General features: G+C 39.3%; 17 protein-coding genes and 1 pseudogene. 11 read left to right on the forward strand and 7 right to left on the reverse strand.

From position 1 onward, the window contains the following. Positions 1 to 23: 23 nt before the first annotated feature. A complete protein-coding gene (rd, locus tag AA650_RS26030) occupies positions 24 to 188 on the reverse strand; it encodes a rubredoxin (protein ID WP_081424126.1) in 165 nt (54 codons plus the stop codon). 895 nt (positions 189 to 1,083) lie between these two features. Here rd and AA650_RS03430 point away from each other — a divergent pair. Together AA650_RS03430 and AA650_RS03435 are read left to right on the forward strand one after the other, a co-directional pair. After that, positions 1,084 to 1,650, forward strand: coding sequence for an SRPBCC family protein (locus AA650_RS03430; RefSeq protein WP_035082469.1), 567 nt, complete (start codon positions 1,084 to 1,086; stop codon positions 1,648 to 1,650). 5 nt (positions 1,651 to 1,655) lie between these two features. Then, a complete protein-coding gene (locus AA650_RS03435) occupies positions 1,656 to 2,231 on the forward strand; it encodes a DUF924 family protein (protein ID WP_053537970.1) in 576 nt (191 codons plus the stop codon). 13 nt (positions 2,232 to 2,244) lie between these two features. Here AA650_RS03435 and AA650_RS26040 read toward each other — a convergent pair whose 3' ends face one another. Continuing rightward, on the reverse strand, positions 2,245 to 2,337 hold the full coding sequence (locus AA650_RS26040) for a helix-turn-helix domain-containing protein (protein WP_233455513.1): 93 nt from the start codon (positions 2,335 to 2,337) through the stop codon (positions 2,245 to 2,247). Positions 2,338 to 2,398: 61 nt separating this feature from the next. Between AA650_RS26040 and AA650_RS27535 the strand changes: the two genes are divergently transcribed. After that, positions 2,399 to 2,536 (forward strand): hypothetical protein, encoded by a 138-nt coding sequence (locus AA650_RS27535; RefSeq protein ID WP_168636213.1) that lies wholly within the window; start codon positions 2,399 to 2,401, stop codon positions 2,534 to 2,536. Between the two features lie 331 nt (positions 2,537 to 2,867). Here the strand turns inward: AA650_RS27535 and AA650_RS03440 are convergent, their stop codons facing one another. Continuing rightward, entirely contained in the window at positions 2,868 to 3,221 is a 354-nt protein-coding gene (locus tag AA650_RS03440; RefSeq protein WP_053537971.1) for a type II toxin-antitoxin system RelE/ParE family toxin, read from the reverse strand. Then, complete coding sequence (locus AA650_RS03445) at positions 3,205 to 3,495, reverse strand: type II toxin-antitoxin system Phd/YefM family antitoxin (RefSeq protein WP_233455512.1); 291 nt, start codon at positions 3,493 to 3,495, stop codon at positions 3,205 to 3,207. The genes AA650_RS03440 and AA650_RS03445 overlap by 17 nt, the downstream gene beginning before the upstream one ends. A gap of 513 nt (positions 3,496 to 4,008) precedes the next feature. Here AA650_RS03445 and AA650_RS03450 point away from each other — a divergent pair. Continuing rightward, complete coding sequence (locus tag AA650_RS03450) at positions 4,009 to 5,724, forward strand: hypothetical protein (RefSeq protein ID WP_053537973.1); 1,716 nt, start codon at positions 4,009 to 4,011, stop codon at positions 5,722 to 5,724. A 122-nt stretch (positions 5,725 to 5,846) separates the two neighbouring features. After that, positions 5,847 to 5,954, forward strand: a pseudogene (locus AA650_RS29405) (DUF4114 domain-containing protein); the annotation flags it as partial. Positions 5,955 to 6,088: 134 nt separating this feature from the next. Here the strand turns inward: AA650_RS29405 and AA650_RS03455 are convergent. Both AA650_RS03455 and clpB read right to left on the reverse strand, forming a co-directional pair. Next, complete coding sequence (locus AA650_RS03455; RefSeq protein ID WP_053537974.1) at positions 6,089 to 6,661, reverse strand: Uma2 family endonuclease; 573 nt, start codon at positions 6,659 to 6,661, stop codon at positions 6,089 to 6,091. Between the two features lie 358 nt (positions 6,662 to 7,019). Beyond that, on the reverse strand, positions 7,020 to 9,638 hold the full coding sequence (gene clpB / locus AA650_RS03460; RefSeq protein ID WP_053537975.1) for an ATP-dependent chaperone ClpB: 2,619 nt from the start codon (positions 9,636 to 9,638) through the stop codon (positions 7,020 to 7,022). A gap of 143 nt (positions 9,639 to 9,781) precedes the next feature. Between clpB and AA650_RS03465 the strand changes: the two genes are divergently transcribed. From AA650_RS03465 to AA650_RS03485, 5 genes are all read left to right on the forward strand, one after another. Continuing rightward, positions 9,782 to 10,543 carry an S-layer homology domain-containing protein gene (locus tag AA650_RS03465; protein ID WP_081424128.1) on the forward strand — a complete coding sequence of 254 codons (762 nt, stop codon included), beginning with the start codon at positions 9,782 to 9,784 and terminating at the stop codon, positions 10,541 to 10,543. 111 nt (positions 10,544 to 10,654) lie between these two features. Then, positions 10,655 to 12,637 (forward strand): WG repeat-containing protein, encoded by a 1,983-nt coding sequence (locus tag AA650_RS03470; RefSeq protein ID WP_053537976.1) that lies wholly within the window; start codon positions 10,655 to 10,657, stop codon positions 12,635 to 12,637. A 365-nt stretch (positions 12,638 to 13,002) separates the two neighbouring features. Then, on the forward strand, positions 13,003 to 13,641 hold the full coding sequence (locus AA650_RS03475; protein WP_053537977.1) for a DUF3386 domain-containing protein: 639 nt from the start codon (positions 13,003 to 13,005) through the stop codon (positions 13,639 to 13,641). 138 nt (positions 13,642 to 13,779) lie between these two features. After that, positions 13,780 to 14,013, forward strand: a complete 234-nt coding sequence (locus AA650_RS03480) for a NifU family protein (RefSeq protein WP_053537978.1) — start codon at positions 13,780 to 13,782, stop codon at positions 14,011 to 14,013. Between the two features lie 127 nt (positions 14,014 to 14,140). Further along, the gene (locus AA650_RS03485) at positions 14,141 to 16,375 is read left to right on the forward strand and encodes a glycoside hydrolase (protein ID WP_053541173.1); all 2,235 of its coding nucleotides are present in this window, start codon (positions 14,141 to 14,143) and stop codon (positions 16,373 to 16,375) included. Between the two features lie 817 nt (positions 16,376 to 17,192). Here the strand turns inward: AA650_RS03485 and petE are convergent. Further along, complete coding sequence (petE, locus tag AA650_RS03490) at positions 17,193 to 17,612, reverse strand: plastocyanin (RefSeq protein ID WP_053537979.1); 420 nt, start codon at positions 17,610 to 17,612, stop codon at positions 17,193 to 17,195. 184 nt (positions 17,613 to 17,796) lie between these two features. On the opposite strand from petE, the gene leuC reads away from it, so the two are divergent. Beyond that, complete coding sequence (gene leuC / locus AA650_RS03495; protein ID WP_053537980.1) at positions 17,797 to 19,200, forward strand: 3-isopropylmalate dehydratase large subunit; 1,404 nt, start codon at positions 17,797 to 17,799, stop codon at positions 19,198 to 19,200. Positions 19,201 to 19,216 lie beyond the last annotated feature (16 nt).

Consider the following 19,216-nt stretch of genomic DNA (forward strand, 5'->3'; position numbering starts at 1 on the left):
CGGGGATCTATCCTATCTCCATATTACTCTTCATATAACTCAAAGTCTGATTTTGCTGCACCACAAACTGGACACCCCCAATCATCGGGAATATTTTCAAAAGCCGTTCCTGGTTCTATGCTGCTATCTGAATCACCTATTTCTGGGTCATAGATATAGCCACAAACCGTACATATATACTTTTGCATCTTTTTTACCTATGATCAATGACTTGTCAGTTTTTTTGATGTAATAATTATTGGTGGTAAATCTAAAAACGCCACCATCTCCTTGAGCAATAACTGAAGATTGCCAAAGCTATAGCCCCAAAGAACAGTAGAGTAATTACACCACCAGGAAGGAAAGTGATAATACCCAATCCTCTCAGTACGAACAAGGATACGCTCATCCCCAAGAGAATCCCAAAACCTTGGATTAATTTGCCATTTAAAGAAGATTGACTCACGGTGTTTTCCTGTTAACTCCAATTTGCGTTGGATTTGACACTCCCCGGTCTAAAGACACTGGGATTCTTGGTTCAACGAGACCACTTAAACTAGACTCCTTGTGTTATCTAGCTCAGAGGTGGGACTCTCCCCAAGCGTTAACTTTCGGTCTGCCCGACCGTAGTTGCATGACTGCAAGTCCTGTTGAGGATGAAACTTTTCTGTTTCAAAAATTCTGATTCGTCTAGCTCCTATAAATCTTTTACCTACTGCTAGGAGGGAACTAGAACAATGCAGTAGAACCGCATAGATTTAATTGTCAAGGTACAGATTACCGTTAGGCAGTTAGGTTTTTAGACAGGTTGATTACCTTTCCTGTGATAATTAGGATAACACAAGTCACTGGAGGAAGACAGCCTCTAGTTGGCTTTCATCCCTTGCCTAAAGAAAGGACAGTTAAGTTTTTCCGCCACGCTCCAAAACCTGCCCTCAAAGGTTTTTAGCCTATTTTCTTATAAGTGAATATGAACTTTAGACTCATTATGTGCGAAAACTGTATGAATTCGACTGTAATTAGAATTGAGTGAGTTAAACTCAATTAAATTATCAAGGTTAATCAGTTAAAACGTTACCAAAATCACTATATCTGCATTATATTATGTCAAACTCAAATCTTAAAAATATCGCTTACGCCATGTTACCATTACCAGATAGCCTCTGGAATCAAGATCAGCAAAGACTGCTGATTCAGGGGGAAGTATTAGTACAAACGAGATCCCATACTAACTGGGGTGGTGCTGTTACCGCTTGTATGTATGTACCCCTGATGAGATCCCATGTCTGGCAACAAATTACAGATTACCCCCGTTGGGTGCAATATTTTCCCGATATCACCAAAAGTGAAGTCATATCTAAAGGTGATGTCAAACGTCTCTATCAAGCCGCACAAAAAGCCTTTTTATTTTTCACGGCTCAAGTAGAAATTTATTTGAGCGTGGTGGAGGTGTTAGGGCAGCAAGTCCAGTTTCGCATGGAAAGAGGCTCATTTGCAGATTTTCATGCCAGTTTAGAACTCAAAGATATGGGTAATGGCACTTTATTAGCTTATACGGTACAAGCCACCCCCAACATTCCCATCCCCTCAATTTTTATTGAACAAGCAATGAATTTGGAGTTACCAGCAAATCTATGTAAAATGCGACAGGTGCTTTGTAATCATCAATAATAGCAATGTCACAGGCAACAACTATTTTGGATTTTTGGTTTGGTCATCTAAATGACCCAAATTACGGGAAAATTCAACCATTTTGGTTTGAAAAACAACCGGATTTCGATGCTAAAGTCCGCGACCTTTTTCTGGAAGATTACCAACAAGCGGTAGCCGGATATTTGCATGATTGGATGAATTCACCAGAAACCTGTCTAGCTTTAATTCTGTTACTAGATCAATTTCCCCGAAATATGTTTCGTGATACCCCACAAGCCTTTGCAACGGACTGGGAAGCACTGTCATTAGCGCAACACGCCACAAACAAAGGCTATGATAGAAAATTATTGGCTGTGCAACGCTGGTTCATATATTTACCCTTTGAACACAGTGAAGACCCAATTGATCAACGCAAGTGCATTAAGCTATTTCAACAACTTAGTCATGATCCCTACAGTGCAAAAGCGATTGAATCAGCTTTTCGACACAAGGAAATAATTGCTCGATTTGGTCGCTTTCCCCATCGTAATGCCATTTTAGGACGGATTTCTACCCCAGAGGAAGAGGAATTTTTGGAAGAACCAGGTTCTTCCTTTTAAGTTGGGAATTGGGTTATTTTCCGTGTCTAGCGACTCCAGAAGCCTTGCGAAAAGCTGTAATCTGTCGGTTATTTGGAATTAGTGCAGTTTTGAATGATAAAAGCATTGATTCGACCTTCAATGTTGTGCTATGATATCTAGTATATCAGACATATTAGGATTTGGCAATGCCTCGGATTAAATTTAAACCACAAAATCAAGTAGCCTACGATAAATCACCCTTGCAATTTAAGGTTTTACCTGGAGTCAGGGAAAAAATTAAAACCGTCCCTGACACAGCAGCAACGGTTGAGGGATTTTGTTGATCAACTTATTGAAGACTTGGACAAACAGTAATATATGGATAGTTATGGGTAGAAATTATCAAGCTGTTTCTACCCCCCCGCACCCTATGTGAGTTTAAAACTTTTAATTCTCTCATTTACAGCGATTTCCGGTCATATAAGGTACATCCTAGCCCCCTCATCGCACCCCCCTAAATCCCCCCGCAGCGGGGGGAAGAAAAGGATAAGCTTTTGATACTGGAGGGGGCTGGGGGTGGGGTTCTTGTTCCAGGTTTGATGACAATTTGCTGTAAGTAAATTTTTTATTTGCTTTCACTGATAACCGATTTGTAGCTTAATTTGATACTAATGGTCACTTTTCTGGTTCGATATTTTCGATATTTCCATAAGGTTGTCTCAAAAATTCTTCTCTTGTCATCCATTCTTGGGAGGTATGCCGAATATGGTAAATTATCACAGCATTACCTTCAATGCCAAAAAGAATCCGATAGCGTTTGGAATAGAGAAGATATCGGATTTCTTGTCCTACTATTTCCTTTTCTGGTGCGATCGCACAACGGTGAGGCATGGAAGCAAGAGTATCAATTGCAGCAAGTAATCCATTAAACCAATTAGCCCCATTTACAGGAGAATCTTGAGAAATCCACAAATAAAATTCCTCCGCATCGTCTAGTGCTATTGGAGTAATTCTAACGAGGTATTTCATGCTTTAACCGTAATTCTTCTAATGCCTCTACCGCGTCTTTTGTCTTTCCAGCAGCAGCTTCAGCTATGCCTTGACGAATTTTTGCGGCTGACCTTACTAGTTCTAACTCATCCAGTAATTCTTGATAAGATGCTGCATCCTGCATGATCACGGATGCTTTACCATTAACAGTGAGAATGATTGGTTTATGACTCGACTGTATTTGTTCAATGAACTGTCTAGCATTGCGCTGAAAGTCTGAAAGGGGGTAAATTTCCCGTGCATCAAGCATCATTGTTACCTCTCCATGAAATTCTCATTATATTTCATGTTAACTTATGGGTGTAAAAATTTCAAGCACAAAAGAATATTAGGTAAGTAATTAGACAAAAATATTTACAGTCATTGCGAGCGAAGAGAAGCAATCACAACCCTTGGAATTACTTCATTTCACTTCGTTCCATTCCCAATGACATTGTGTAATTAATTCTGTCTCACTACTTAAAGGGGGTTATTTCCACAACTCCCTTTTTCAGGGTGATGCTTTCTCTAGATTGTGCTTAATTTTACTAAAACAATTTCAATCTATGTCTTTAGATAGATGACATGGTTTTGATAAACTTTTAATATCACTTGGGTCTTGTGTTATTGAATACACTGAATTGTAGTCTAGTTATTCTAGCTACCATTTTTCGTGTTTTTGTATCAAAATTCGACAAATAGCCCTATTTTTAGGGTAATTTCACTATAAATATCTAAAACCAGTGAGATCATACAATGTTTGAAAATTACGGTTTGTTATTAAACGATGACAAAGATCAATCAATCAATTATAACATCAGCATTAGAACTAGCAAAAAATCAATTATATAGTTTTGCAAATAGTTCAGATTTTCAAACTAAAATGCAGTTGGCTTTTGGTGTTGCAGTTGATTCAAATAGTTTTCAAATTGCTTGGAAAAATCAAGATTTCAGTGTAATTCCCAATATTGAAGTTCGTACCGGATCTGAACTTGGTGGAGCAATTGGAGCTTATGCTCAAGCCACTAATACGATCTATTTATCTCAAGATTATCTCAACCAAAATGCAGCCGATATTGAATCTATAACTTCAGTATTATTGGAAGAAATTGGTCATGCTGTAGATGCTAAAATAAATATATTTGATACTCCTGGAGAAGAGGGAGCAATTTTTTCAGGTGTTGTTCAAGGAAAGACATTTGAGCCTGAGCAGATACAGCAATTGAAGGCTGAGGATGATACTGCAATCATCTTTTTGGATGGACAATTAATTCAAATTGAGCAAGCACAGCCTATCTCAAAAAGTGGTGGTGTAGGAGGATTAACTTTACCATTTCAACTCGATCCTTTACCACAAGGACAAACAGAAAAAAGCATCACTGTCAATTATTCATACGAGCATTTTTCGATTCCCGATCAGTTTGAAATAAGGTACGGGGCAACTCCTATTTTCTCTACGGGAGGACTTGTCTCCAATGGAAAGAGTGGCAGTAAGTCATTTAAACAAGTTTCAGGTAACGATCAACTTACTATTAAAGTAACAGCACCACAGTCTGGGACAGCTTGGCAATTTTCTGTTTCTACTGACGCTGCGGAGATTAATGTGGATGGGAAGGTAGGGGATGTTATTAAGATTGATCTCGGCAAACAGAAGGGAAACCTTGCCTTGAAATCATTGCCAGATGCTTCAAAGGGAAAATTGATTGATGAGAAAGGAGAAAATGCAACTACAGGGACTACATATAAGGTTTTATACTATGTTCCTAAAGTAACTGGAGCTATCCAAACCTATGGGAAAGATCGGACTGGCGACCTTGGTTTAGGTCAAGTAACTTTTGATGTTGAAGATCAGGATCAAAAGTCTCTAACCGTCAAAGTAAGTGTCACTGATGGATTCTCTACTACCGGCAGTAACACTGTCAAGGTGGAAAAAGGGAAACTGAATGTTTATACTCAACAACAGCGACTAGCTTATCTTGGTTTCCCTGGTAGCAGTGGCAGTCCTTTAGTTGTTGATGGAGATCCAGATACTGACTTCAAAGATTTGGTAGTCAACATTAAATCCACAAATGACCCATTACCCTTGGGTACAAATCTCCAAGGCAAACAACAAGGAGAAGTCCTTGATTTAAGGGGGATAACCAACAATGTAAAAGCTGATTTTACTGTTAATAGAGAAGCAGCTTTTAATAACTTCGTCGGCTTTTATAAAGTAGCAGATGAAAATGGTGGTATTGATATTGATGGTGATGGTACAGTTGATTTCCGTCCTGGTGACTCAGGTTATGCTCAAGCGGCTATCAAAAATCGTGTTGCGGGAATTGATCTCGGAGTTGATAACCAAGGAACTGCCTCTTTCACAGATAAAACATTGACAGGAGGAAGTATTTTTGCGCCGTTTATTCTTACTGATGGTCGCACTGTAGATCAAGTTCTGAATGGACAAGTTAACCAAGCTTACTTTGCTTATTTAGGAGCTAATAGTGATAAGGTAAGTAGGTGAACACAATAAAACCAAACTGTGTAAAGAAACGTAAAATCGCCCAAACCCTCTTCACTCTTGCCTATTGCCTCTTGCCTTTTGCCTTGCCATAACGACAATTTTCAACGCCAACCTACTTAGATCACATTCGTTTGTTAGGAAATAACGTCTTTGGTTTTGAAGATTTAGTAGGTGGGGGAGATAACGATTACAATGATATTATTGTCAAAGTAAATTTGACTGTCGTTTAGCGGGTAGGGGTTTAGCAGTGCTAAACCCCTACGCTTGTACTACAGGTTGGGATATTTTCTTCATTAGAAGTTTCTGTCTGAATTGTGGTCTATTTAATCTATCTGCTATTTTTTTCTCTAACTAAATTAAACAATTAAATATTGATAATATCTTCATATATTTCTGCCATTTCTAGAATCAAACCAACGGAATCTAAATGTAATTTATCATCACGATTAATCAAAATTTGTATAGTCCAATTTCCTTTTTCATCTTGACGATAAACTTCTACCTTGATTTCATTTTGAGAAATTAAAACATATTCTTTCAAACTTGCTAAACTGCGATAATTTACCAGTTTTTCCCGTCTATCTATAGTTTCTGTACTTGGTGATAGCACTTCGATAATTAAACAAGGATAATTTAAAAAATAACGGTCTTGATCTTCAGTGTCGCAACTAACAATCGCATCAGGATAGTAAAATATAGTTTTATTATCATTGGCTAAATTTATTTTCACTTTCATGTCAGACATGAAAACATTACAGGAACTACCCCGTAACCCGGAACGTAGTCTACTAGCAATATTGAGAGTAATTATATTATGTTCTTTACTACCTCCAGCCATAGCAAAGACTTCACCAGCAAAATATTCATGACGAATATCGCTAGATTGTTCTAATTCTAGATATTCTTCGACAGTGAAAAAGTAAAGAGGAGATTGCATAATTTTTCCTTTTTTAATAATTCTCAAATTATTGTCAAGTCTTTACCAATTTAGCTAAAGTGCGTTAAAATCCACTCTGGTTAAGAGGATGTTTGAAAAGTTTCGAATGTATAGACTGACCCCTCTCCAAACCTCTCCCCTGCAAGGGGAGAGGCTTTAAAACTCCCATTCCCTTGCAGGGAAGGGGGGTAGGGGGGTTAGGTTTTTGGAGATTACGGGTTTGATATAATACTTTTCAAACAACCTCTAACTCAAAATCAAAAATCATCCTATTTATTTTATGCCAAAGTAGTCGGTTTTAACCGACTTTAGCTTTTAGACAGGGAATTTATTCCCTGGCTTGAAGGGACTCTCAAATCTAACCTGTAAACACTTCTGCGGGTAGGCGATTAAAGGCAAGACGCTCATTTTGGACATCTACAAAAATCGTGTCACCGTCGCTAAAATCACCGCGTAAAATGGCTTTGGCTATTTGGGTTTCTAATTCTCTTTGAATTGCTCGTTTTAATGGTCTTGCCCCAAAAACGGGATCATACCCTACTTCTGCCAAAAAGTCAAGAGCAGCACTGGATAATTTCAAAGCCATTTTCCTATCAGTTAATCTTTGTCTGAGTCTATCTACTTGTAATTGAACAATATTCCGCAATTCGGATTTTTGTAAACTGTGGAAAATAATTAATTCATCTAGACGGTTTAAGAACTCTGGACGGAAACTATTTCGCATTGCTTCCATCACGCGATTACGCATTTCATCGTAACGGCTATCATCTCCAGATATATCTAGGATATATTGAGAACCAATGTTACTGGTCATGATGATGATACTATTTTTAAAGTCTACTGTGCGACCTTGGGCATCTGTCACCCGACCATCATCGAGAATTTGCAGGAAAATATTAAATACGTCGGGGTGGGCTTTTTCGATTTCGTCGAATAAAATTACCGCGTAGGGACGACGACGAATGGCTTCGGTTAATTGTCCTCCTTCTTCATAACCTACATATCCGGGAGGCGCACCGATTAGTCGGGAAACGTTGTGCTTATCCATATATTCGGACATATCAATCCGCACCAAAGCCTCCTCAGTGTCAAACATATAAGCAGCTAAGGCTTTCGCTAGTTCGGTTTTACCGACACCAGTTGGACCAAGGAAGATAAAACTGGCTATGGGACGGTTTGGGTCAGAAAGTCCAGCGCGAGAACGTTGAATGGCATCTGCGACAGCGGTAACGGCTTCATGTTGACCGATAACCCGGTGATGTAATTCATCTTCTAAATGCAGGAGTTTTTCTTTTTCTGATTCGACTAATTTATTCAGGGGAATGCCTGTCCATTTAGAAATAATTTCGGCAATATCGGCTTCTGTAACTTCTTCGCGTAATAGTGATTTTCCGGTTTTTTGAGTTTGGGAAAGTTCAGTTTCTACGGCTTGTAATTGGCGATGTAAGTCTGTTAATTTGCCATATTTTAATTCCGCAGCCCGGTTAAGATCGTAGTTTCTTTCTGTTTGTTGAATTTCTAGATTAACTCGGTCAATTTCTTCTTTAATTGATTGAATTTTGGTGATAATTCCTTTTTCAGATTGCCATTGTGTGCTGAGAGTTCTTTGTTCTTCTTTAAGGTCAGCGAGTTCTTTTTCTAATCTTTCTAAACGTTCACGGGAAGCGAGATCACTTTCTTTTTGTAAGGAAAGTTTTTCCATTTCCAATTGCAGGATTTTTCTGTCTATTTCGTCTAGTTCTTCGGGTTTGGAGGTAATCTCCATCTTCAGTCTAGCAGCGGCTTCGTCTACTAAATCAATGGCTTTATCGGGCAGAAAGCGATCGCTAATATAACGATTAGAGAGAGTGGCCGCAGCGACGAGGGAACTATCAGAAATTCTCACCCCATGATGGACTTCATAACGTTCTTTCAAACCGCGTAAAATGGAAATTGTATCTTGAACATTGGGCTGATCTACATAAACTTGTTGGAAGCGTCTTTCTAAAGCGGCATCTTTTTCCAAATATTTGCGGTATTCATCTAAAGTTGTCGCTCCAATGCAGCGTAATTCACCCCGTGCTAACATCGGTTTTAATAAATTTCCGGCATCCATAGCCCCTTGACTTGCACCTGCACCGACAACGGTATGAATTTCATCAATAAATAAGACAATATTCCCACCGGATTCGGTGACTTCTTTTAATACGGCTTTGAGACGTTCTTCAAATTCACCTCGGAATTTTGCTCCCGCAATTAAAGCCCCCATATCTAAACTGATGAGTTTACGATCTTTGAGAGATTGGGGAACATCACCCGCTACAATGCGCTGTGCCAAACCTTCCGCAATTGCCGTTTTCCCTACACCAGGTTCACCAATTAAAACCGGGTTATTTTTGGTTCTGCGGGAGAGAATTTGTACTGTGCGTCTAATTTCATCATCACGACCGATTACGGGGTCTAGCTGACCTTTGCGGGCGGCTTCTGTGAGATCACGTCCGTACTTTTCCAGTGATTGATATTTACCTTCTGGATTTTGGTCAGTCACTTTTTGTTTCCCCCGAATTTCTTTAATAATATTTTTGAGTTTGGTTTCATCTAAACCGAATTCTTGCAGTAAACTTTTGCCAAACCGATCATCTTTGGCGTAACCTAACAGTAAATGTTCAATAGAAATAAATTCGTCTTTAAATTCTTGACGATATTTTTCTGCCCGATCTAATAATGTATCTAAGCTGCGTCCTAAATAAACAGAAGCACTAGCGCCGGATACCTTGGGTTGACGTTGGATAAATTGCTCTGTGCGATCTCGAACTTTTTGCAAACTTGTCCCAGCTTTGGTGAAAATCGCGCTGGCCAGTCCTTCCTGTTCCAGCAACCCTTTCATCAGGTGTTCACTTTCTAGCTGCTGTTGCTGATATTGTTTAGCGACATCGGGGGTATGAGCGATCGCTTCCCAGGCTTTCTCTGTAAATTGATTGGGGTTAGTCGGCTGCATAAGCTTTTAGAATAACAAACTACCGTTTAATAAGATCATTGTAAAAATATTTGGCGGAATAGCTAGATCGGTCTTCACGTCTTTAAAATGTAGTATTATTGCCCAATACTGGCTAACTAAGCATATTTATCTTCAACTAGTCTATGTTTTCCGATATTGAAACCCATTGGACAAAAGCATCTGTTCTGGCTGCTGCTTGGCAAAATATCTTAAAAGGATATCCAGACGGGACTTTTCGTCCTGATGCTCCTGTGACTCGCGCAGAATTTGCGGCGATTATTTATACACCATTATCATTCAAACAACCATTATCTCGTCCAGCGGTAACTTTTAAAGATGTTCCCACTCATCATTGGGCAGCTAAGGCGATCGCTCAAGCATATCAAACAAATTACCTCTCTGGATATGCCAATTTGACTTTTCAACCTAATCAAATTATTTCCCGTGTCCAAGCTTTAACAGCTTTAGTTTCCGGGTTAAAATATGGGGTGACAATTGAACCTATTATTACTTTAAAAAAGAATTATACCGACTTTGCCCAAATTCCCGTTTATGCAATGGGAGCGATCGCAGCCGCCACCGAAAAAGGCATAGTTGTTAATTACCCAGACATCAAACTTTTGCAGCCCAATAAAAACCTGACTAGAGGTGAAATAGCTCCTTTTATTTGTCGAATTCTAGAAATTCCCACTGTACCTGCTCAATATATTCCTGGCAGAGAATTATTTGTCATTTCCCCACAATTTGATCAAGCTGATGATTTTTCTGAAGGATTAGCACGAGTTCAAAAAGATAATAAATGGGGCTATATTGACAAAACCGGAAAATTTGTAATTCCTCCCAAATTTGATGAAGCCAGTTCTTTTTCCCAAGGATGGGCGTTAGTTAGAGAAAATATAAAATAGGAGTCAGGAGTCAGGAGTCAGAAGAAAGAAGAAAGAAGGAAGAATAAGGAAATAATTCTGATTTCTTGCCCTTACAAAAATCTATTACAATCTAAAATCTAAAATCGAATCATGGAAATTCGCGGCGTTTGGATAACAACCACAGATAGTAAAGTATTTGATAAGCAAGAAAACATTGCTGAGGCAATGAAATTTCTCGCCGAAACTGGATTTAACGTTGTCTTTCCTGTTGTTTGGAATCAGGGATTTACCAACTATCCCAGTGAATTCATGAAAGCGACATTTGGTAAAGATAGAGAAATAAACCCGCGTTTTATAGACAAAAATACTGGTAAACATAGAGATCCTTTAAGCGAAATCATAACAGAAGCTAAAAAATGGAATATTGCAGTTATCCCCTGGTTTGAATATGGCTTTATGAGTTCTTATCAAATCAAAAAGGGATCAATAATCGAGAAAAAACCCGAATGGACAGCTATAGATTCTACTGGTAAAGACCTAGTTATCAATAATTTTTATTGGCTAAATGCTTTTGATAGCGAAGTGCAAGACTTTTTATTAAGTTTATTCCTAGAAGTTGCCACAAAATATAAATATGATATTGCTGGCATTCAAGGAGATGATCATTTTCCGGCTTTTCCAATAGAAGGTGGTTACAATCTAGAAACAATTGCACTTTATGAACAAGAGTTTAAAGAACAACCACCAAAACCCCCAGAAAAACAAAATCCCCAAGATCCAAAATTACAAGATCCAGAATGGACTAGAAAATGGAAACAATGGGTACGGTGGAGGGCTGATATTCTTTCCGTTTTTCTCAGCCGTGTTTATCGAGAAATCATTAACGTTAATCCTGAATTAATTATTTCCATATCTCCCAGCGTGTATCCTTGGGGTTATGTTAACTACCTGCAAGATTCTCAAACTTGGATTGATTTGGGATTAGTTGATTTAATTCATCCCCAAATATATAGAGATACATTTGAAAATTATCAAAGTGAGATAGATAGAATCAAAAAAGATCAATTTACCCAACAACAATTACTGCAATTGATTCCGGGCATTAAAATTAAAACTGGTACATATCGAATTACTCCAGAACATTTAGTTAATGTCCTAAATTACAACCGCAAAGTTGTTGGTATTCAAGGAGAAGCTTGTTGGTTTTATGAAGGGTTGCGAGAAGATAATGATGCTTTAGCCAAAGTTCTCAAATCTGGGATTTATTCGCAACCACCAGGAATATTTGACGCGAAAGAAATCAAAAAGTATAGTTTTACCCATCGGCGTAGCAATAACGATGATTATTATTATATAAATCCCACATCACAGCAAATTCGACTGAAAGTAAAATTCGATTGGGTTGAGCCATTGTCCGAGGGAATATCAGTCATCAAAATAGGTTATAAATCTGCTTACATTGAGCAAATTGGTAAATTTATTACCCATCTTCAGTATGATACTGCTGCACCCTTTATAGAAGAAATGGCTGTAGTCAGCATCAAGAATAAATATGGCTATATTAATAAAACAGGTAAGGAGATTATCCCGCTGCAATTTGATGATGCTGTATCTTTTTCTGAAGGTGTCGCTGCTGTAAAAATAGCTAGTAAATGGGGATTTATTAATGCCTTTGGTGAAATTTTTATTTCTCCTCAATTTGATGAGGTTAAATCATTTCATGAGGATATTGCCGCTGTAAAAGTAGCAAATCAATGGGGATTTATTAATAAAGCAGGTGGCATGATTATTCTCCCTGAATTTGATGATGCTAAAAGTTTTTACGCAGGTTTAGGATTAGTTAAAGTTGGGAATAAATGGGGTTATATAGATAGAATTGGTCAATTTATTATCAATCCCCAATTTGATGAAGCTGATATTTTCTCCGAAGAATTAGCCCCTGTAAAAATGGCAGGAAAATGGGGATATATCAATCGCTATGGTGAGTTGATCATTCCAGCGACTTTTGATTTTGCTAAACCTTTTTCTGAAGGTCTGGCATTAGTTAATGTTGGTGGAGAATTTAAACCAAATCAAGAATCAGGAAAATCATCTTTTATCGCTGGTAAATGGGGATATATTCGCAAACCTTAAAGGATTCTCGATAGATAAGTTTTTTAAATAGGATTTTCGGCAAATTAGTCCATTCTCAATAAGCGGGGGGTAATTCTCAGAGTTATTGAGAATGTTGTCAATAATTTCACGAAGTTTCAACTTTCTAGCAATTGATTATTGACATAGTTACAGTTTCTGCTATATTGGTGATATAATCTGAGAGCTTTTGTGTGCTAAGTCGAAAATTGTGATTTAAACTTTATTTCTGACTCATGAATTCTTCTTCAAGAATATGTCTCACGCAAACGCGCAAAGGCGCAAAGTTTAAATTCGCCAAATATATTTTGTATAGGAATTATCAACTTTGAATTAAACTGTTAAGAAAGCACAGTCAAAGTGGTGATATGGCAATTCAGTCAACAGCAGAAATTTTATTTCAAACTGCTTATGAAGGTCGTTACACTTGGGATGAAAACTTTCCTGGTTATGCTGCCGATGTGCAACTGCTACAGGAAGGAGAAGTTTATACAGGTAAAATTCAGATTGACCGTAATTTGAATGTGGAAATTACGGGAGTTGCAGATAAACAAATAGAAGCAGGAATTGATATTCATTTACAGGAAATAATTACTCGCTGTCAAGGAAGCAATTTTCAAACTTCTTCTAGTGAAAATGAGTTTAGTTTGGGTAACGCAGCAGAAACGGTTTTTGTCAAAGGCGAAAATACTGATTCTCAATATCAAATCCGTAACCAAAAAATCTGTCAAGAAATTCGGGTTATGGGTCGGATGTCTTTGGAGATTAATTCTGAGCAATTCCTAGATACAGACTCCGGTTATATCCCTTCTGCTTATGATGTGGTTTTTCGCAATTCGCAAACAGGTGATGTTAATAGCATCCTCAAGTTTACGGACACATATCAAAAATTTGGTAATTACTACATTTTAACGAAGCAGGTGGTGGCAGAATATGAAGATGGGAAAACTGCAACTCCTCAATCAATTACCGAGTTTGTTTATTCCAATATTCAGCTACTGGAATAGGGAGGAGGCAGGGGAGAATATTTTTCTTCCCACTGACCACTGACCACTGACTAATGACCAATTATCCATTTCCAGCCTACACTAGATAATTAGCAACTCGGATAATTACCAATTTATTTACTAAACAGGTCTAAACCTATGGAACTAACGATAGAAAATGTAGAAACTGTATTAGACGAGATGCGCCCTTATCTCATGTCTGATGGTGGTAACGTAAAACTCGTAGAATTGGATGGACCGATTGTTAAAGTCGAGTTACAGGGTGCTTGTGGTTCTTGTCCCAGTTCCACTATGACTCTGAAAATGGGTATTGAACGCCGTCTTAAGGAAATGATTCCTGAAATCTCTGAAGTAGAACAAGTTGTAGGATAAGTTTCTGAAGTAAAAAAAGTTATCTAAATCGCTGGTAATGGGGAATGGGGAAGAGGTAATTGGTAAGATATACTTGTCACCTGTTCCCCGTTCCCTATTTTCCATCACCTACTCTTTTATATATTATATGTCTCATCCTTTGCACGTTGCGTTTATCTGGCATCAACATCAACCGTTGTACAAGTCTCCTGAAAATGGTAGTTCTCTAGTGACTAGCCAGCAGTACCGCTTGCCTTGGGTACGTTTACATGGGACTAAGGATTATTTGGATTTAGTATTATTGTTAGAGAAGTATCCTAAACTGCACCAAACGGTGAATTTAGTTCCCTCGTTAATATTGCAAATAGAAGATTATGTTGCAGGTACGGCTTTTGACCCTTATTTAACTGCTAGTTTAACTCCTGTAGAAAAGTTGACTCGTGAACAAAAAGAGTTCATTGTTCAACATTTCTTTGATGCTAACCATCATACTTTGATTGATCCTCATCCTCGTTATGCCGAGTTATATTACCAAAGGCAGGAACAGGGACAAAGTTGGTGTTTAGCAAATTGGCAGTTGTCAGATTATGGTGATTTACTAGCTTGGCATAATTTAGCTTGGATTGATCCTTTATTTTGGCATGATCCAGAAATTGCGGCTTGGTTAGCACAAGGTCGTAATTTTAGTTTAGGCGATCGCCAACGCATTTATTCCAAACAGCGGCAAATTCTCAGTCAGATTATTCCCCAACATCGGAAAATGCAGGACAGTGGACAACTGGAAGTTACCACTACTCCCTATACTCACCCGATTTTACCCTTATTAGCTGATACTAATTCAGGACGGGTGGCTGTGCCGCAGATGACATTACCCAAGCAGCGGTTTCAGTGGGTAGAAGATATCCCCCGGCATTTACAAAAATCCTGGGATTTATATATAGATAGGTTTGGGCAAGATCCTAGAGGTTTATGGCCTTCTGAACAGTCCGTTAGTCCAGAAATTTTACCGTATATTATTAAACAAGGGTTTAAATGGATTTGCTCAGATGAAGCGGTTTTAGGTTGGTCATTAAAACACTTTTTTCATCGAGACGCTGCGGGAAATGTCCAAGAACCAGAATTGCTCTATCGTCCCTATCGTTTGCAAACTCCAGCAGGTGAAGTGGCGATTGTTTTCCGTGATCACAGATTATCAGATTTAATTGGCTTTACATACAGTGCAATGCCGGCAAAGAAAGCAGCAGCGGATTTAGTTGGACATTTGCAAGCGATCGCTAAACAACAAAAAGAAAGTAACGATGATCAACCTTGGTTAGTGACAATTGCCCTAGACGGGGAAAATTGTTGGGAATTTTATCCCCACGACGGGAAAGACTTCTTAGAAACATTGTATGAAAGTTTGAGCAATGAACCCCATATCAAACTTGTCACCGTTTCCGAATTCATTGAAAAACACCCACCTACCGCCACTATTCCCGCTGCACAACTCCATAGTGGTTCTTGGGTAGACGGCAATTTTACCACATGGATAGGAGATCCCGTCAAAAACCGCGCCTGGGACTATCTCACCGCAGCTAGACAAGTCTTAGCAAATCATCCCGAAGCCACAGAACAAAACAACCCAGCCGCCTGGGAAGCCCTATATGCGGCTGAAGGTTCAGACTGGTTTTGGTGGTTTGGAGAGGGACATTCTTCCAATCAAGATGCCATTTTTGACCAATTATTTCGGGAACATCTCTATGGCATTTACAAAGCCTTAAATGAACCCATACCTCCATATCTGCACACCCCCCTAGAAATCCATCAAGCCCGTTCTGACCATAAACCACAAGGCTTTATTCATCCTATCATAGATGGTAAAGGTGATGAACAAGATTGGGACAAAGCTGGGCGCATCGAAGTTGGTGGTGCTAGAGGAACAATGCACAACAGCAGCACTATCCAACGTTTATGGTATGGGGTAGACCATTTGAATTTTTATGTGCGAGTAGATTTTAAAACAGGTGCTGTTCCTGGCAAAGATATACCTCCAGATTTGCACCTATTCTGGTATTATCCAGATAGAACAATGGTGAATAGTTCCATACCTCTAGCCGAAGTACCAGACAGCGCACCTTTGAATTATCTATTTCACCATCATTTAGAAGTTAATTTACTCAGTCAATCGGTGCAGTTTCGAGCAGCAGGAGACAATCATTTATGGTATCCCCGTGCCTCTCGCGCCCAAGTTGCGTTAGATTCTTGTTTAGAAATAGCAGTACCTTGGGCTGATTTGCGAGTCCCTCCAGATTATCCTCTGCGGTTGATTTTGGTGTCTTCTGATGATGGTTGTTTTTCTGGTTATGTTCCAGAAAATGGTCTGATTCCTATTGATGTTCCTTAGTGATAAGTAGGTGGGTGTTGAAAATTGTCGTTATGGCAAGGCAAAAGGCAAGAGGCAAGAGGCAAGAGTGAAGAGGGTTTAGACGATTTTACGTTTCTTTACACAGTTTGGTTTTATTGTGTTCACCTACATAATTCTCCCGATTTTTATCGGGATTTCTGATTTTTGTTTCACGCAAAGCATCTTTTTTTGACTGAAGCTCTAAACTCTGAAACTTTAGACTTTCTTATCTGTTTTTTGTAATATACTCAACACGGTTCAGACATGGACTTTTACAAAATTACGAAAAACCTCAAGTCGTCTCATTCCTAGTCTCTGACTGGGAATGAATTCTAGAAGGCTCTGCCTTCAATGATATTAGAGGCAGAGCCTCATCAATTGCATTCCTAGTCAGAGACTAGGAACTAGATGTGGTAGGGATTTGAGCTTAAGTTGACACATATCAGCTTTTGCTTTACCCCTACTACACGTCTGGGTTCTTTGTCATTTGGCAAAAGTTTAAATCTCACCCGTGTTTAGTATATTAAGTAGGGCTTGCTAAATAAAGCTAAAACCATTTATTAATAAGGGTTTCGCGGATTGTTATCACAAAAAAGTGCAAGGTTTTGGCTGATGGTGTCTCAAAATCGGTGCATTTTCCTGGGTCGGATTTGGAAAATTGAGGATATCCAGATAGTTGAAACTGTTCCCAGTTAAGAGTTCCCTGTTCCCTACCCTCACAGACAACTTATTCAGCAAACCCTAAGTAAGCTTTTTGATTTACTGATAGCTACTGTACCATCCCTGTACATTAACAAGGATGGTTCGTGGCTATATATTAACCTTCAACAGTGACTTGACCAACCATGCCAGCACCACGGTGAGGTTCGCAGTAGAATGTGTATGTACCAGGAGCAGCATCAACAGGAATAACTGTGGTTTCGGTTTGTCCAGGACTCATTAATAACTTCTTGTGGGACAAAGACTTTGCTAACTCAGCATCTGCGGTAGGATTCTTCTTAGGATCAAAGACAACGTTGTGGGGGGGAACTTTGTTGTTCTTCCAAACAATTGTGTCACCAGCTTTAACAGTCAATTTCTTGGGTTCAAAGGCTAACATACCTTTATCACTGCCCAGTTTAACTGTATATGTTTCCGCAGATGCAGTAGGAGTGAATACCGCAAAGCTACCAAAAATTACAATAACTGTTAATACAGCTAGGCTCAAGCGTCGCAAAGTTGCTGCGATAGATTTCATGGTTCTGTCCTGTGGAAGTATGTTTATTGTTCTCATTTCATTTTAAATACAATCAATGCCAAATATGACAACCCGTCATATATTTTTTTTGTTAACCACTATCGGCAGCTAGATTTCTAAAATTCCATTGTCACCAAATTTCTGATACAATCGAAAGTCCGACTCCTTTAATGTAGATTGATGTATGAGCAAGGGTACACTATTTGACAAAGTTTGGGACTTACACACCGTTGGTACATTACCATCAGGATTAACACAACTATTTATTGGACTACATCTTATTCATGAAGTTACCAGTCCCCAAGCCTTTGCAATGCTCAAGGAGCGGGATTTAAAAGTATTATTTCCACAACGGACAATAGCCACAGTTGATCATATCGTTCCCACAGAAAACCAAGCTCGTCCCTTTATGGATAGCATGGCCGAAGAAATGATTCAGGCATTAGAAAAGAGTTGTCAAGAAAATGGCATAACTTTTTACAATATTGGTTCAGGAAATCAAGGAATAGTTCACGTCATTGCCCCTGAATTGGGACTAACACAACCAGGAATGACCATCGCTTGTGGAGATAGCCATACATCAAGTCATGGTGCATTTGGTGCGATCGCCTTTGGTATCGGTACAAGCCAAGTTAGAGACGTTCTCGCCTCTCAAACCCTATCATTATCAAAACTCAAAGTCCGCAAAATCGAAGTTAACGGCAACCTCAAACCCGGAGTTTACGCCAAAGACGTAATATTGCACATCATCCGCACACTAGGCGTAAAAGGTGGCGTAGGCTACGCTTACGAATTTGCTGGTACAACCTTTACCCAGATGAACATGGAAGAACGGATGACCGTTTGTAACATGGCCATAGAAGGTGGGGCGCGATGCGGATACGTCAACCCCGATCAAATCACCTACGATTATCTACAAAATAGAGACTTTGCTCCCCAAGGTGCAGACTGGGAAAAAGCCATTGCTTGGTGGGAATCCCTCAGTAGTCATGCTGATGCAGAATACGATGATATCGTAGTATTTAATGCCGAAGATATTCCCCCCACAGTCACATGGGGAATTACACCCGGTCAGGGAATTGGCGTAGATGAAAAAGTCCCCACAGCCGCAGAACTCCTGGAAGAAGACCGCTTCATCGCCGAAGAAGCATATCGCTACATGGACTTATATCCCGGTCAACCCATCCAAGGCACAAAAATAGATGTCTGCTTCATTGGTAGCTGCACCAACGGACGCATCAGCGACCTGAGAGAAGCCGCCAAAATTGCCCAAGGTCGCCAAGTTGCAAAAGGTATAAAAGCCTTCGTAGTTCCTGGTTCAGAAAGAGTCAAAAAAGAAGCCGAAGCCGAAGGACTAGATAAAATCTTCCAAGCCGCCGGTTTTGAATGGAGAGAACCAGGATGTTCCATGTGTTTAGCCATGAACCCCGACAAACTCCAAGGCAGACAAATCAGCGCCTCCTCCTCCAACCGCAACTTCAAAGGGAGACAAGGATCATCCTCCGGTCGCACCTTATTAATGAGTCCCGCAATGGTAGCCACAGCCGCCATCAAAGGCGAAATCGCCGACGTGCGTGAACTACTGTAGGTGACAGTGAACAGGT

Source organism: Anabaena sp. WA102 (assembly GCF_001277295.1).
GTDB lineage: Bacteria > Cyanobacteriota > Cyanobacteriia > Cyanobacteriales > Nostocaceae > Dolichospermum > Dolichospermum heterosporum.

What these genes read in the sequence shown, in the direction of transcription:
- rd (WP_081424126.1), bottom strand. Translation starts at nt 188, where the DNA reads ATGCAAAAGTATATATGTACGGTTTGTGGCTATATCTATGACCCAGAA.
- AA650_RS03430 (WP_035082469.1), top strand. Translation starts at nt 1,084, where the DNA reads ATGTCAAACTCAAATCTTAAAAATATCGCTTACGCCATGTTACCATTA.
- AA650_RS03435 (WP_053537970.1), top strand. Translation starts at nt 1,656, where the DNA reads ATGTCACAGGCAACAACTATTTTGGATTTTTGGTTTGGTCATCTAAAT.
- AA650_RS26040 (WP_233455513.1), bottom strand. Translation starts at nt 2,337, where the DNA reads ATGCTTTTATCATTCAAAACTGCACTAATTCCAAATAACCGACAGATT.
- AA650_RS27535 (WP_168636213.1), top strand. Translation starts at nt 2,399, where the DNA reads ATGCCTCGGATTAAATTTAAACCACAAAATCAAGTAGCCTACGATAAA.
- AA650_RS03440 (WP_053537971.1), bottom strand. Translation starts at nt 3,221, where the DNA reads ATGAAATACCTCGTTAGAATTACTCCAATAGCACTAGACGATGCGGAG.
- AA650_RS03445 (WP_233455512.1), bottom strand. Translation starts at nt 3,495, where the DNA reads ATGATGCTTGATGCACGGGAAATTTACCCCCTTTCAGACTTTCAGCGC.
- AA650_RS03450 (WP_053537973.1), top strand. Translation starts at nt 4,009, where the DNA reads ATGACAAAGATCAATCAATCAATTATAACATCAGCATTAGAACTAGCA.
- AA650_RS03455 (WP_053537974.1), bottom strand. Translation starts at nt 6,661, where the DNA reads ATGCAATCTCCTCTTTACTTTTTCACTGTCGAAGAATATCTAGAATTA.
- clpB (WP_053537975.1), bottom strand. Translation starts at nt 9,638, where the DNA reads ATGCAGCCGACTAACCCCAATCAATTTACAGAGAAAGCCTGGGAAGCG.
- AA650_RS03465 (WP_081424128.1), top strand. Translation starts at nt 9,782, where the DNA reads ATGTTTTCCGATATTGAAACCCATTGGACAAAAGCATCTGTTCTGGCT.
- AA650_RS03470 (WP_053537976.1), top strand. Translation starts at nt 10,655, where the DNA reads ATGGAAATTCGCGGCGTTTGGATAACAACCACAGATAGTAAAGTATTT.
- AA650_RS03475 (WP_053537977.1), top strand. Translation starts at nt 13,003, where the DNA reads ATGGCAATTCAGTCAACAGCAGAAATTTTATTTCAAACTGCTTATGAA.
- AA650_RS03480 (WP_053537978.1), top strand. Translation starts at nt 13,780, where the DNA reads ATGGAACTAACGATAGAAAATGTAGAAACTGTATTAGACGAGATGCGC.
- AA650_RS03485 (WP_053541173.1), top strand. Translation starts at nt 14,141, where the DNA reads ATGTCTCATCCTTTGCACGTTGCGTTTATCTGGCATCAACATCAACCG.
- petE (WP_053537979.1), bottom strand. Translation starts at nt 17,612, where the DNA reads ATGAAATCTATCGCAGCAACTTTGCGACGCTTGAGCCTAGCTGTATTA.
- leuC (WP_053537980.1), top strand. Translation starts at nt 17,797, where the DNA reads ATGAGCAAGGGTACACTATTTGACAAAGTTTGGGACTTACACACCGTT.